The 13,277-nt window shown below is 70.5% G+C and carries 11 protein-coding genes; 5 read left to right on the forward strand and 6 right to left on the reverse strand.

All coding sequences use genetic code 11. The annotated features are described in order from the left end of the window. The first annotated feature begins 86 nt into the window (after nucleotides 1-86). The 4 genes from EAS64_RS06340 to EAS64_RS06355 all read left to right on the forward strand — a co-directional run bounded on the left by EAS64_RS06340 (nucleotide 87) and on the right by EAS64_RS06355 (nucleotide 5,882). Nucleotides 87-4,277 carry a SpoIIE family protein phosphatase gene (locus EAS64_RS06340; protein WP_145851703.1) on the forward strand — a complete coding sequence of 1,397 codons (4,191 nt, stop codon included), beginning with the start codon at nucleotides 87-89 and terminating at the stop codon, nucleotides 4,275-4,277. Continuing rightward, entirely contained in the window at nucleotides 4,261-4,569 is a 309-nt protein-coding gene (locus EAS64_RS06345; protein WP_145851704.1) for an STAS domain-containing protein, read from the forward strand. The genes EAS64_RS06340 and EAS64_RS06345 overlap by 17 nt, the downstream gene beginning before the upstream one ends. 119 nt (nucleotides 4,570-4,688) lie before the next feature. Then, nucleotides 4,689-5,441, forward strand: a complete 753-nt coding sequence (locus EAS64_RS06350; RefSeq protein WP_145851705.1) for an SDR family oxidoreductase — start codon at nucleotides 4,689-4,691, stop codon at nucleotides 5,439-5,441. Nucleotides 5,442-5,513: 72 nt separating this feature from the next. Beyond that, nucleotides 5,514-5,882, forward strand: coding sequence for a DUF6582 domain-containing protein (locus EAS64_RS06355; protein ID WP_222849040.1), 369 nt, complete (start codon nucleotides 5,514-5,516; stop codon nucleotides 5,880-5,882). Here EAS64_RS06355 and EAS64_RS06360 read toward each other — a convergent pair. The 4 genes from EAS64_RS06360 to EAS64_RS06375 form a co-directional block, all read right to left on the reverse strand. Then, nucleotides 5,869-6,645, reverse strand: a complete 777-nt coding sequence (locus EAS64_RS06360) for a VOC family protein (protein ID WP_145851706.1) — start codon at nucleotides 6,643-6,645, stop codon at nucleotides 5,869-5,871. The genes EAS64_RS06355 and EAS64_RS06360 overlap by 14 nt on opposite strands. A 106-nt stretch (nucleotides 6,646-6,751) precedes the next feature. Further along, nucleotides 6,752-7,735: an NADPH:quinone oxidoreductase family protein gene (locus EAS64_RS06365; protein WP_145851707.1), complete on the reverse strand. Its 984-nt coding sequence runs from the start codon at nucleotides 7,733-7,735 to the stop codon at nucleotides 6,752-6,754. Further along, nucleotides 7,732-8,523: an SDR family oxidoreductase gene (locus EAS64_RS06370; protein ID WP_145851708.1), complete on the reverse strand. Its 792-nt coding sequence runs from the start codon at nucleotides 8,521-8,523 to the stop codon at nucleotides 7,732-7,734. Before EAS64_RS06370 ends, EAS64_RS06365 begins: the two co-directional genes overlap by 4 nt. Nucleotides 8,524-8,609: 86 nt before the next feature. Continuing rightward, the gene (locus tag EAS64_RS06375; protein ID WP_187365719.1) at nucleotides 8,610-9,491 is read right to left on the reverse strand and encodes a sterol desaturase family protein; all 882 of its coding nucleotides are present in this window, start codon (nucleotides 9,489-9,491) and stop codon (nucleotides 8,610-8,612) included. Nucleotides 9,492-9,668: 177 nt separating this feature from the next. On the opposite strand from EAS64_RS06375, the gene EAS64_RS06380 reads away from it, so the two are divergent. After that, nucleotides 9,669-11,570, forward strand: coding sequence for a potassium transporter Kup (locus EAS64_RS06380; RefSeq protein WP_222849041.1), 1,902 nt, complete (start codon nucleotides 9,669-9,671; stop codon nucleotides 11,568-11,570). A gap of 44 nt (nucleotides 11,571-11,614) precedes the next feature. Here the strand turns inward: EAS64_RS06380 and EAS64_RS06385 are convergent, their stop codons facing one another. Together EAS64_RS06385 and EAS64_RS06390 are read right to left on the reverse strand one after the other, a co-directional pair. Beyond that, nucleotides 11,615-12,532, reverse strand: coding sequence for a fumarylacetoacetate hydrolase family protein (locus EAS64_RS06385; RefSeq protein ID WP_246115543.1), 918 nt, complete (start codon nucleotides 12,530-12,532; stop codon nucleotides 11,615-11,617). A gap of 229 nt (nucleotides 12,533-12,761) precedes the next feature. Next, a complete protein-coding gene (locus EAS64_RS06390; protein WP_145851711.1) occupies nucleotides 12,762-13,271 on the reverse strand; it encodes a hypothetical protein in 510 nt (169 codons plus the stop codon). Nucleotides 13,272-13,277: the final 6 nt, after the last annotated feature.

Genomic DNA, 13,277 nt, shown 5'->3' on the forward strand with positions numbered 1-13,277 from the left:
CGTACCTGCCCGCCCGCTGCCGCAGGCGGGCGAAATGCACCCCGGCCTGCCCGTTTGGGTCCATGCGGCGATGGTAGTTTTCGCTCATGCGGAACCTCAGCAGTGCCCACCTTGCCTTTCCCGGAGACGGGGAGATGGCGCGGCGGATGAGGGACTACTCCTGGGGACCGCAGGCGCTCGGCGACCCGCGGGACTGGCCGGCAAGCCTGCGCACCGCCTGCCGGATCTGCCTCACCTCGCGCTTCCCGATGATCGTCTGGTGGGGCCCCGAGCTGCGGTTCCTCTACAACGACGCCTACATGCCACTGCTCGGCGACAAGCACCCGGCCCTCGGCCTGCCCGGGCGCGAGGTGTGGAGCGAGATCTGGGACACGATCGGACCGATGCTCGACTCGGTGCTGAGCAGCGGTCAGGCCACCTGGTCGGAGGACCTGCTGCTGCCCATGCGCCGGCACGGGTACTGGGAAGAGACGTACTGGACGTACTCCTACAGTCCGCTGCACGACGACGACGGCGCCGTCCGCGGCGTCTTCACGGCGGTTACCGAGAGCACCGAGCAGGTGGTGGGCCGGCACCGTCTGGCCGTGCTGCAGAACCTCGGTGCGCAGGCCGGGCGCGGGCGCGGCGTCGCCGAAGTCTGCGAGGTGGTGACCGAGATCCTGTCCCGTGCCGGGCAGGTCGTGCCGTACGCCGCGATCTACCTGCGTGCAGCCGACGGGACCCGAGACGTTGCCGAAGCCACGCTGGCCGCGAGCACCATGCCGGGACCCGCGCCCGGCTGGCCGGCCGTCGAGGTGCTGCACGGCGGGCGGCCGGTGGTGCTCCGCGACGTGGCGGCCCGGTTCGGAGGGCTGCCGTCCGGCGGCTGGCGCGACCCGCCCGCCGAGGCGATGGTGCTGCCGCTACCGGGCGACGCCGGCGGCGAGCCGGTCGGCGCGATGGTGCTCGCGGCCAGTGCGGGCCGCACGCTCGACGCGGCCTACCAGGACTTCCTCGGCCTGGTCGCGCGGCAGTCGGCGGCCCTTGTCAACGGGGCGATCGCCTACCAGGCGCAACTGCGCAGGGCGGAGGAACTCGCCGTGCTCGACCGGGCCAAGACGACGTTCTTCTCCAACATCAGCCACGAGTTCCGCACCCCGCTCACCCTGATCATGGGCCCGGTCGAAGAACTGCGCCGCCGCCTCGGCCCGGCGGACGACGCCGCTCGCTCGGAACTCGACGTGATCCACCGCAACGGCCTGCGGCTCGGGAAGCTGGTCAACTCGCTGCTTGACTTCTCCAGGATCGAGGCCGGCCGGATGCGGGCCAGCTACGAGCCGACCGACCTGAGCGCCTTCACGGCCGAGCTTGCCAGCGTCTTCCGCTCGGCCATCGAACGGGCCGGCCTGCGCTACGAGGTGGACTGCCCGGCGCTCAGCGCACCGGTCTACGTCGACAGGGAAATGTGGGAGAAGATCGTTCTCAACCTGCTCAGCAACGCGCTCAAGTTCACCTTCGACGGCGGCATTACGGTCACGCTCGGCGAGAAGGACGGGCAGGCGGTGCTGCGGGTGGCGGACACCGGGACCGGGATTCCCCAGGCCGAGCTGCCACAGCTGTTCGACCGCTTCCACCGCGTGCAGAACGTGCGGGCGCGGTCCAACGAGGGCAGCGGCATCGGCCTGGCGCTGGTCCGGGAGCTCGTCGGGCTGCACCGGGGGACGATCGACGCGGAAAGCAGCGAGCACGAGGGCACCGCCTTCACCGTGCGCCTTCCGTTCACCCACCCGCCGGCGGGCGACGCAGGCGCGGCAGGCGACGCGGGCGCGGATGTCGCCGGCGGGCCGGACGACGCTGACGCCGAGGCCGGCGTGGCGGCGAGCGGCCGGCCGCTGTTTGTCGTGTCCGCCGACCCGTACGTGCAGGAGGCGATGCGCTGGCTGCCGCCGGCCGACGACCAGGCGCAGAACGACCCGTCCGGCGCCGCCACGGCGGGCGCGCTGCCCGGCGCGCGGGCAGCGGCGCGGACGCCGTCCGAGGGCCCACGGGTGCTGCTCGCCGACGACAACGCAGACATGCGCGAGTACCTGGAGCGGCTGCTGCGGCCCCATTACCTGGTGAGCACGGTCACCGACGGCCGCGCCGCCCTGGACGCCGCGCGGGTGCGGCCGCCCGATCTGGTCATCAGCGACGTGATGATGCCTCGGCTCGACGGCCTCGGGCTTGTCGCCGCGCTGCGAGCCGATCCCCGTACGGCCGACGTGCCGGTGCTGCTGCTCTCGGCGCGAGCCGGCCAGGATGCGGCGATCGAGGGTCTCGACGCCGGGGCCGACGACTACCTGGTAAAGCCGTTCTCCGCCGCCGAGCTGCTCGCCAGGGTCCGGGCAAGCGTGCAGCTGTCCCGGATGCGCAGCCAGCACGCACGGTGGCGGGCGGCGCTCATCGAGTCGCTGCACGAGGCCTTCTTCCTCAGCGGCCCGGACGGCGCCGTCCTTGAGATCAACTCGGCCTTCGCGGACATGCTCGGTTACGGCCCCGAGGGGCTGCCTTACCCGGCACCGCACCCGTGGTGGCCAGATGCGGAATCCGGCCCGGACGACCGCCGGATGGCCGAGGAGGCCTACCGGGACACCAGGGAGCGCGCGGGCGGGAACTTCCACGTCCCCGTCAGGCACCGCGACGGTCGCCGGCTGTGGGTGGCGGGCAGCTTCAACGAGATCACCGACTCGGACAACGGGCGGCTCGTGGTGGGAACACTCCGCGATGTGACCGCCGAACACTACGTCATCCAGCGACAAAGCGCCCTCGCCTCGCTCGGTCAGGTGCTGACGCGTGCCCACAACATGGCCGACACGCTGCGCGAGGCGCTCGGTGAACTGCACCGGCTATGGCACGCCAGGCGCGTCGTCGCGGCCATCTGGACCGACGCGGCAGGGCCGTCGGTCACCTTCAGCACCGCGGGCGACGAGTGGGAGAGCCTTGCCCCCGCGGTGCGCGAGCAGCTGGCCGGCCTGCGCGAGCGGGCGCCGCTCACGCCTGCGGCGGCAGGCGGCGGCGCGGGCGTGAGCCTCGAGCATCCCTCGGGCACGCTGACGATCTGGATCGACCTGGCCGACGGCAGGACGCTGACCATCGAGGATCAGACGCTGCTCAGCCTGCTCTGCGGGCAGCTCGGCCAGGCGCTGAGCCGGGCGCACCAGACCGACCAGCAGCGCGAGACGGCGCTCGCGCTGCAGCGCTCCATCCTGGGCCCCGCGCAGCTTCCCGCGGGATTCAGCGCCAGGTACGAGCCCGCCACCCGCCCGCTCGAGGTGGGCGGCGACTGGCACGACATCATCGGGCTGCCCGACGGGCGGATCGCGATCGTGGTCGGCGACTGCGTCGGGCACGACCTCGGCGCCGCGACGGTGATGGGGCAGTTGCGCAGCGCCTGCCGTGCGCTGCTGCTCCAGGACGGGAGCCCGGGCCAGGTACTTGCCGCCATGGACCGGTTCGCGGCGTCCGTACCCGGCGCGGAGTGCACCACGATGTGCTGCGCCATCCTCGACCCGGCGACCGGGCGGGTCAGCTATTCGAGCGCCGGGCACCCGCCGGCTCTCGTTGTCCACCCGGACGGCCGCGTCGACCTTTTTGAGGAGGCCCGCTCGTTCCCGCTCGCCGCCGGGCCGACTCCCAGGCGCCGCGACGCGGGCTACCTGCTCGAACCGCGGTCGACCCTGCTGCTTTACACCGACGGCCTCGTGGAACGGCGGGGCCGTCCGCTGACCGATGGCATATCCGAGGCCGGGATCGCGGTCATGAGCGGCGGCGAGGACTCACTCGAGGACCTCGCGACCAGGCTCATGACCCGGCTCGCGCCTCCCGACGGATACGGGGACGACGTCGCCATGGTGCTCTACCGCCATCCAGCCCCGCTTGAGCTGAACTTTCCCGCGGAGATCGGCCAGCTCGGACCGGTGCGCACCCGGCTGCGGCAGTGGCTCGACGGCTGCGGCCTCGGCATCCGGCTGGCTCAGGACGCCCTGGTGGCGGCGGGAGAAGCGGTCGCCAACGCGATCGAGCACGGCCACCGCGAGCGCCCGGGCGGCGAAATCCGACTGCGTGCCTCCGTCACCGCGGGCACGCTCCGGATGACCGTGACCGACAGCGGCCAGTGGCTGCCGCCGGCGCCCGCGCCGTTCCGCGGTAAGGGAATCCCGCTCATGCAGGCGTTCATGGACAGGGTTAGCATCGAGCCCGACGGGGCGGGCACGACCGTCATCATGGAGGCGAGGATCACCGGTGACCGCTCCTCTTGAGCTTTCCACCCGGCGGGACGACGCCGGCGCCACCGTGCTGGCCGCCGCGGGCGAGATCGACATGAGCAACGCCGCCAGCTTCGGCGCGGCGCTCGACGAGGCGGCCGCGGCGGTGCCGCCGATTGCGCGCGTCATCGTGGACCTGACCGCGGTGAGCTACCTGGACAGCGCCGGCCTGACCGCGCTGCTCCCGCACGCGTCCCGTATCAAGATCATCGCCACCGGCATTCTCGCGCCGGTGCTCGCCATCACCGGACTCGAGACGGTCACCACTGTGGTCCCCGCGCCGTAACAGCCACCCAACTGCCCCCTCGGCACCAGGCCGCGCGCCTGGTACCGTCGCCGTGAACGCCACGCGGGCGTAAGCGACCCGCGCAGGACAGCGCGACCGAGGCAGGCGGAAAGAGGCAGATGGAATCACTGAAGGACCGGGTGGCCATCGTCACCGGTGCGAGCCGGGGCATCGGCCTTGGCGTCGCCGCGGAACTCGTCAGGCAGGGGGCGCGGGTGTGCGTCACCGCCCGCGGCGCCGAGACGCTCGCCGCGGCGGTGGCCGAGCTGGGCGGGCCAGAAGTCGCGATCGCGGTGCCCGGCAAGGCCGACGACGCCGCCCACCAGGCCGAAACGGTGGCCACGACCATCGAGACGTTCGGCCGGCTTGACATGCTTGTCAACAACACCGGCATCAACCCCGTCTACGGCCCGGTCCTCGGCACCGACCCCGCTGCGGCCGCCAAGATCCTCGCGGTCAACGTGCTCGCGCCGCTTGCCTGGACCCGGCTGGCTGTCGACGCCTGGATGGGCGAGCACGGCGGCTCGGTCGTGAACGTCTCCTCCGTGGCCGGCCTGCGGCCGAGCCCTGGCATCGGCATGTACGGGATAAGCAAGGCCGCACTGATCCGGCTTACCACCGAACTCGCCGTCGAGCTCGGCCCGCGCGTCCGGGTCAACGCGATCGCGCCCGCCGTGGTGAAGACGAAGTTCGCCACCGCGCTGTACGAAGGCAAGGAGGAGAAGGTGGCCGCCGCCTACCCGCTCAAGCGCCTCGGGGTCCCCGAGGACATCGCGGGCGCGGTCGTCTTCCTGCTGTCCGACCAGGCCAGCTGGATCACCGGGCAGACCCTGGTACTGGACGGCGGCGTGACGCTGACCGGCGGCGTGTAGCCATTCGGCGTGTAGCCATGAGGGCTCCGGGTAGACGGCCGTTGTAGCCATACCAGCGGAAAGGAGTCCCTCATGGCGACCGCCAAGCAGAAGGAAGCCGCCCGCCAGAACATCGCGAAGGCCAGGGAGGCACAGAGCGCCCGTGCGCACGGCAAGGACGTTCCGCGCCAGGGCCAGGGCATGAGCACCGCGGACAAGGACGACCTGAAGAACAGCGAGTTCGCCTTCCCCAAGGAGCGCAAGGAACCGCTGACCGACGCGAGGCACGTGCGCAACGCGATCGCGCGCTTCGACCAGGTCGAAGGGGTCAGCGACGCCGAGCGCGACCGGGCGTGGCAGCGGATCCTGGCCGCCGCGAAGCGCTACGACATCGAGGTGTCCGAGTCCTCATGGCGCGACCTGGCCAAGGGCGGCAAGGACCGCGGGGCTAAAGGCGGCTGACGACGTTGAAGCGGGCGCCCATCGGGTCGGCCGCCGAGCCGATCCTGCCGTACGGGGTGTCCTCGGGCTCCCGCAGGACGGTGCCACCCAGTTCGACGGCGGCCTGCAGGGCCTTGTCGGCGCTGTCCACCGACAGGTAGACCTCCCAGCGCGGTCCCTCCCCCGCGGGCAGGTAGCCGCTCGCGTCCATGATGCCCGCGACCGGCTGCGGAGTGCCAGTCCCGTCGTCCTCGATCGCGGTCAGCCGGAATTCATCGGTGTCGCTGAGCACCTTCGGCTGCCAGCCGAGCGCGTCGCGGTAGAAGGCGACCGAGCCGGCGTGCTCCCTGGTGTGCAGCTCGAACCAGGCGGGCGTGCCCGGCTTGCCCGTGCCGACAGGACCGAAGCCGGGGAACGTACCCGGCTGCCAGATCCCGATCCGCGCGCCCGACGGGTCTTCGACTATCGCCTGGATGCCGAGGTCGGCGACGGGCATCGCGGGAACCCGGACGGCCCCGCCGTGCTCGGCGACCCGGGCGAGCGCGGTGTCGGCGTCGTCCTCGGTGAGGTAGGTGCCCCACACGTCGGCGATGCCCACGCCCGGTTGCGTCGGCATGCACCCGGCCGCCGGTGCACCGTCGGCAAAGAACATGAAGTACCCGCCGAACTCGTCCGAGGCCTCAGCAGCGGTCCAGCCGAGCACTCGCCCGTAGAACTCGCGCGCCCGCTCCGTGTCCGACGTCAGCAGGTCCATCCAGCACGGAACTCCGTTGGCCTGTGCCATGATCCCTCCCCATTCGGGGGCCGGTTGCCCCGTCAGCAGGGAAGACCGCGCCCGCCGTGAAATCTCATCGTGATGCGGGAACCACGCAACCGTTCGGGGACGGAGGTCAGGGCTGGAAGACGATCCGTCCCGTGGTCGTACCCGCTCCGAGGCGGCGCAGGCCATCGGGCACCTCGGTGAGCGGGAGCCGCTCGGTGACCAGCGTCTTGATGAGACCGGCATTGGCGAGCCTGGTCAGCTCCGTGTGGCACTCGCGGATCGCGCCCGGGGCGAGCCGCTCGTACAGGCCCCAGTGCAGGCCGAGGATCGAGTAGTTCTTGACAAGCGCGTGGTTGAGCGCGGCCGACGGGATCTCGCCGCTCGCGAAGCCGACGACCACGATGCGGCCCTCGAACGCGATGCACTTGGTGGATTTGCGGAACGCCTCGCCGCCGACCGGATCGTAGACGACGTCGGCGCCCCTGCCACCGGTGACCTCCTTGACGACGCCGACGAAGTCCTCGGCGTAGCGGTCGATCACCACGTCGGCGCCGAGTTCCCTGGCGATCGCCGCCTTCTCCGCGCCGCCGGCCACGCCGATGACCGTTGCGCCGGCGGCCTTGCCGAGCTGGATCGCGCCGCTGCCCACGCCGCCCGCCGCGGCGTGCACCAGCAGGGTCTCGCCGGCCGCGAGACGGGCTCGGCGGTGCAGCCCGAACCACCCCGTCTGGTAGGTGACGTGGAACGGCGCCGCCTGCGCGTCGTCGAGCGCTTCCGGCACCGGCACCGCCCGCGTCGCGTGCATCAGCGCGTATTCGGCGAATGCCCCGTCCGGCAGCGCCGTGCCGCCGAGCACCCGGTCACCCGGGGCGAATTCGGTCACGCCAGGGCCGGCCTCGACGACCTCGCCGCATAGCTCGACACCGGGGACGAACGGCAGCGGCGGCTTGACCTGGTAGCTGCCGCGGATCATCAGCACGTCGGGGAAGTTGGCCGACGCGGCGAGCACCCGCACCAGGAGCTCGTCGGGGCCGGGCACCGGGCGCGGACGGTCGACGAACTCGAGGACCTCTTCAGCCTCGCCATAGCTGCCGAGCTGCCAGGCCTTCACTGGGCCCCCTCCGGTGCCTGGTCTTCGATCCGCTGCTGCAGCCGGGACATGCCGCGCAGCCAGCGGTCGGTGTCGGTCGCCCGGTAGACGTAGTAGTCGTGCACTTCGGGGTGCGGCAGGACGAGGAACCTGCCCTCGGCCATCGCCTTCGCGAGCGCGTCGGCCACCTGCTCGGGCTCGATCGCGCTGTCGCCGAGCACTATGTCACCCGCGCGCCCGGAACCGGCGAGCATGCTGGTGCGAACTCCCTGCGGGCAGACGCAGTGCACGGTAAGGCCCCGGTGCTGGTACGTCGCCGCGAGCCATTCGGCGAGCCCGACCGCCGCGTGCTTGGTCGCCGAGTACGGCGCGCCGCCGAGCATCGTCAGCAGGCCGGCCGCCGACGCGGTGACCACGAACGTGCCCTGGCCGCGGTCAAGCCAGCCGGGCAGCAGTAGCCGTGCGGCGCGGACGTGCGCGAGAGTGTTGACCTCCCAGGCGCGCTGCCACTGGTCTTCCGGCGTGTCCAGGCCGGCCCCGGCCGCCGTGCCCGCGTTGGAGCAGTAGATGTCGACCTGCCCGAGGAAGTCTTCCGCGGCCGCGATGAGCCCCGCGATGCCGGCCTCGGTGCCGGTATCACCGGGAACCGCCAGGCCGCCGATCTCGGCGGCGACCGCCTGGGCCGCGGCCGGGTCGAGGTCGTTCACCACTACCCGGGCGCCGTCGGCCGCCAGCCTGCGCGCCATGGCCCGTCCGATGCCGCCGCCACCGCCGGTCACCACCGCGCCGGCTCCGCTCACGTTCGTCATGTGCGAACCATACCGATTTCCGCTCCTCGCGCCAGGGGGCTGTTTGCCGGGCTTGGCCGTCTCGCTGTCAGGCTGGCCGTGTCGTGTCAGGCTTGAGCCGCCTCGGCGACGCGCGCCGCCGCGGGCTGCCAGTCCGGCGGCATGAACAGGTAGCCGAGCCGGTCCCGCCACGAGGCGGCGTGCCTGACGTCACGCCACAGGTCCGCGTAGTGGCCGTACTCGAGGGTGAGCAGGTTGTAAGTGTCCACCGGGTGGGTCAGGCCGTAGTTCGGCCGGAACAGCTCAGGCTGGAAGGTGCCGAACATCCGGTCCCAGACGATGAGGATGCCCGCGTAGTTGCGGTCCAGGTAGATCGGGTCGGAACCGTGGTGCACCCGGTGGTGAGACGGCGTGTTGAACACGAACTCGACCGGGCGGGGCAGCTTGCGGATCGTCTCGGTGTGCACGAAGAACTGGTAGACCAGGTTGATGCCGTAGGCAGCGTAGATCGCCCAGGGCGCCACACCGAGCAGCGGCAGCGGCAGCCAGAAGAAGAAGTCGAACCACGGGTTCCACTTCTGCCGCAGGGCGGTTGCGAAGTTCATGTACCGCGAGGAATGGTGCGCCTGGTGCGCGGCCCAGCCGACGCGAACGCGGTGCACGAAGCGGTGCTGCCAGTAATAGGCGAAGTCCACGCCGACGATGACCAGCGCCCACGACCACCAGGTGTGCATCGCCAGGTGCCACGGCGCCACGTAGAGGTAGAGCGCGATGTACACAAAGAAGGCGGCCGCCTTCAGCGCCAGCGTCGTGAACAGGGAGAAGAAGCCCATCATGATCGACGCGGAGGCGTCCCTGGCCTGGTAGCCGGTGACGGTGTCGTCGTGGTCGAGCCACTTCAGCACGGCGAGCTCGATGCCGATGAACAGGATGAAGAACGGGACCGCGTAGGTCACCGGATTGGCCCACGGGTTCAGCACGTCATGCATCGCCGCCTCCAGTGCACGGAGATATGACTGGCGGGTAACTTACCTCAGGTCCGGCGGACCGGCAAGCCCGCGCGCTTCCAAGCTGGTTACACGTGGTCCCGGCAGACAATGCTCCAGATAGGCGACGCTAGGGTTTGCCGTGGTGTGATTGTCGGGATCACCGGCCTGGGAGGCGTGTTGCGACAGGGGATGGCGCGGGGAGCGCTTGAGCTGGGTGCGCTCGGCGTCGTGTTCGGCGACATCGGCACCAGCCCGCTCTATACCGTGCAGACCGTCTTCAGCCCGGCCGACCCGCACCGCGTCCAGGTGTCGACGCAGAACGTGTACGGCGTCGTCTCGCTGATCTTCTGGGCGATCATGCTGATCGTCATGGTCACCTACGTGCTCCTGGTGATGCGCGCCGACAACGACGGCGAGGGCGGCATCATGGCACTGATCACCCTGATCCGTCGGCGGGGCGCGCCCAGCGGGCGGCGGACGGCGCTGATCCTCGCCGGGCTCGGCGTGTTCGGCGCGTCGCTGTTCTTCGGCGACAGCATGATCACCCCGGCAATCTCGGTTCTTTCGGCGATCGAGGGCGTGCAGGTCGCGGCGCCGTCCGTGGGCGACATCGTGCTGCCGATCACCGCGGCCATCCTGATCGGCCTGTTCGTGATCCAGCGGTTCGGCACCCACGCGGTCGGGCGGCTGTTCGGGCCCGTGATGCTGCTCTGGTTCGTGACCATCGCCGCCTGGGGCATCAAAGGTGTCGCCAGCAACCCTGACATCCTGCGGGCACTGTCTCCGACGTATGCGCTCTCGTTCCTGTTCGGGCACTTCAGCACGGCGTTCTTCTCGATGGCGGCCGTGGTGCTCGCGGTGACCGGCGCCGAGGCGCTCTACGCCGACATGGGGCACTTCGGCCGCGGCCCGATCACCCGGGCCTGGCTGTTCGCGGTCTTCCCGGCCTGCGTGCTCAACTACATGGGGCAGGGCGCGCTTGTCCTTTCCGATCCCACCAAGGCGATCGCCAACCCCTTCTTCCTGCTCGTGCCAGGATGGGCGCGGATTCCGATGGTGATCCTGGCCGCCGCCGCGACCGTCATCGCCTCGCAGGCGGTCATCACCGGGGCGTTCTCGGTGACGCAACAGGCCGCCCAGATCGGGTACCTGCCGCGGCTGCGCATCGCGCACACGTCAGAGGAGCGGGTCGGGCAGATCTACGTACCGTGGATCAACTGGGCGCTGTGCGTCGCGGTGCTCGCGCTTGTCTTCACGTTCCGCACGTCGACCGCACTCGCCTACGCGTACGGCGTGGCGGTCACCGGCACGATCACCATCACCACGCTGCTCTACTTCTACATCGTCCGCAGCCAGTGGAAGAAGCCGCTGTGGCTCGTCCTGCCGGGCGCCGCCGTGCTGATCGCCTTCGACCTGCTGTTCTTCGCCGCCAACCTCACTAAGCTGCCGCACGGCGCCTGGCTGCCGCTCGCCATCGGCATCGTGGTTTTCATCGTGCTCACCACCTGGCAGAAGGGCCGGGAGCTCGTCAGCCGCCGACGCTCGCTCGACGAGGGATCGCTGCGCGAGTTCATCGACGGGCTGCACGACGCAACGCCTCCCCTCCCCCGCGTGCCCGGCACCGCGATCTTCCTCAACCGGGGCAAGGCCACCACGCCGCTCGCCATGCGGGCCAACGTGGAGCACAACCATGTGCTGCATAACCACGTGCTGATCCTGGCCATCGAGACGCTGCCGGTGCCGCACGTGACGGATGGCAACCGGCTGGAGATCGACGACCTCGGCTACAAGGAAGACCGGATCTACCACGTCACCGCGCGCTTCGGTTACATGGACGCGCCGGTCGTCCCGTCGCTGATGCCGCTCATCCGCGCGGCCGCGCCCGAGGGGAAGCTGGACAGCGGCAACGTGTCCTACTTCCTGTCCACCATCGAGATTCGCAAGGGCAGCACGCCAGGGATGAGCCCGTGGCGCAAGCGGCTGTTCATCGCCACGGCACGGCTGACGGCCGACGCCGCCGAGTACTTCCAGCTCCCCAGGGAGAGCACGGTCATCATGGGCTCCCGGATCGAGCTGTAGGCGGGGGTGACGGGCGAAGCCACGTAACCGTTCGGGATGGTGACTTAGATTTCGCGGGCGGGAAGGCCGAGTGCGGCGGCGACGGCGGCCTTGCCGCGAACCACCGGGTTGGCGAGCTCGCCGATGCCGGGAATCGCGATGCGTATCTCGTCGCCCGCCTGGAGGGTGAACGGCAGATCAGGGACCAGGCTGGTCCCGGTGGACAGGACCGCGCCCGCCGGGAACTCGTCCTCGCAGAACAGGTAGCCGGCCAGCTCGCCGATCTTTCTGTGCAGGGCCGAGGTGCTCGCGCTGCCTGCCCAGGCGACCGCGCCGTCCCTGCTGATCGTCAGCTCGATGGTCAGCGCGTACGGGTCGGGTACCTCCCAGGCCGGCCTGACCGACGGGCCGAGCGCGCAGCCGCCCAGGTAGATCTTGGCCTGCGGCAGGTAGAGCGGGTTCTGCCCCTCGATGGACCGCGAGCTCATGTCGTTGCAGATGGTGTACCCGACGATCTCCCTGCTCGCGTTGAGTACCACGGCGAGCTCCGGCTCGGGGACGTCGATAGTGGAATCCGCGCGCACGGACACCGGGGCGCCGGGACCGCTCACCCGCCACGCGGCGGACTTGAAGAACAGCTCGGGCCGTTCCGCGGCGTACACGCGGTCGTAGACGTCGGCGGACTCCTCGCTCTCCGTCATCCGCGCGATGCGTGAACGCTCGTACGTCACGCCCGCCGCCCACACCTCCGTGCGGCCATCAACCGGGGCGAGCAGCCTGACCTCGCCGGCTGGGACCGTCTCGCGCGCTGGGGCCTGGCAGATCGCGCGGATCTCGGCGAGCGGCAGGCCGAGCAGATCCGCCAGCGAGTCCACGGCTATTCCGGTGATGACATCGCCCGCCAGCATCCCGATGCGCGGTTCGCCGTCGCCCGCCAGGAACCGGACGATCCCGGTACCCCTCGAGTCTTCCTCAGTCGTCACTGCTCACCGTGCCCGTCTCTCGCGCCACCCCGGCCCACCCTAATTGACCCGCGGGATCGGGGCTGACTGGCCGGATAGTCACGCCAGTCATGATGTCGACGCCGACCAGCTCGATCAAGGCATGAGGGAACCGGACAGGATGTCCCGCCTTCCCCGTCCGTGGAGCCAGCCCGAAGAACAGGTTTCCCGGTTCCCGCACCCCGTCTCGCCGCGCGACCCTTGGCAACTGTCACCAGGGACGGGGCAGAAGCACCGGTCCCGCGTCAGGTCTCGCAGCTCCCAGCTTGGTGACGACAAGCGAGGCCACGGCGCCGGCCAGCGAGGCAAGGGCGACCTTAAGAGCGATGGTTGCCCCATGAGTCCGCGTCATGACAAAGACGGCCCCGTCGAGGTAGTCCTTCACTCCCCAGTCCGGGGGACCAAAGGGCGTGAAAGCGTCAGCCCACGGGCTCGGAACGGCCAGGTAATCAACCACCATCAGGAGAAACACCAAGCCAGATCCGACTGCCAGGAGCGTGCTGTCGCCGGGCACCCGCAGTCGCCCGCCCGGGCAATAGCGTGCCACGAGCAGGGCAATCTCGACGGCCGCGAGCCCCACCACGACCCACAGCGACGGGTGCGCATACACCCCAGTGGCCCGCCCGCTAGGTGGCGCCGGCACCCAGCCCGACTGACCATCACCCGTATACGTAAGCGTCGCTTGGAACCACACCCAGCGCGGAGCCACGATCATCAGCACGGCGGC

Source organism: Trebonia kvetii, from assembly GCF_007827045.1.
In the GTDB taxonomy this organism is placed as follows: domain Bacteria; phylum Actinomycetota; class Actinomycetes; order Streptosporangiales; family Streptosporangiaceae; genus Trebonia; species Trebonia kvetii.

Coding starts and splice junctions, on each gene's coding strand:
- EAS64_RS06340 (WP_145851703.1), top strand. CDS start 87: ATGCGGAACCTCAGCAGTGCCCACCTTGCCTTTCCCGGAGACGGGGAG.
- EAS64_RS06350 (WP_145851705.1), top strand. CDS start 4,689: ATGGAATCACTGAAGGACCGGGTGGCCATCGTCACCGGTGCGAGCCGG.
- EAS64_RS06375 (WP_187365719.1), bottom strand. CDS start 9,491: ATGCATGACGTGCTGAACCCGTGGGCCAATCCGGTGACCTACGCGGTC.
- EAS64_RS06355 (WP_222849040.1), top strand. CDS start 5,514: ATGGCGACCGCCAAGCAGAAGGAAGCCGCCCGCCAGAACATCGCGAAG.
- EAS64_RS06370 (WP_145851708.1), bottom strand. CDS start 8,523: ATGACGAACGTGAGCGGAGCCGGCGCGGTGGTGACCGGCGGTGGCGGC.
- EAS64_RS06360 (WP_145851706.1), bottom strand. CDS start 6,645: ATGGCACAGGCCAACGGAGTTCCGTGCTGGATGGACCTGCTGACGTCG.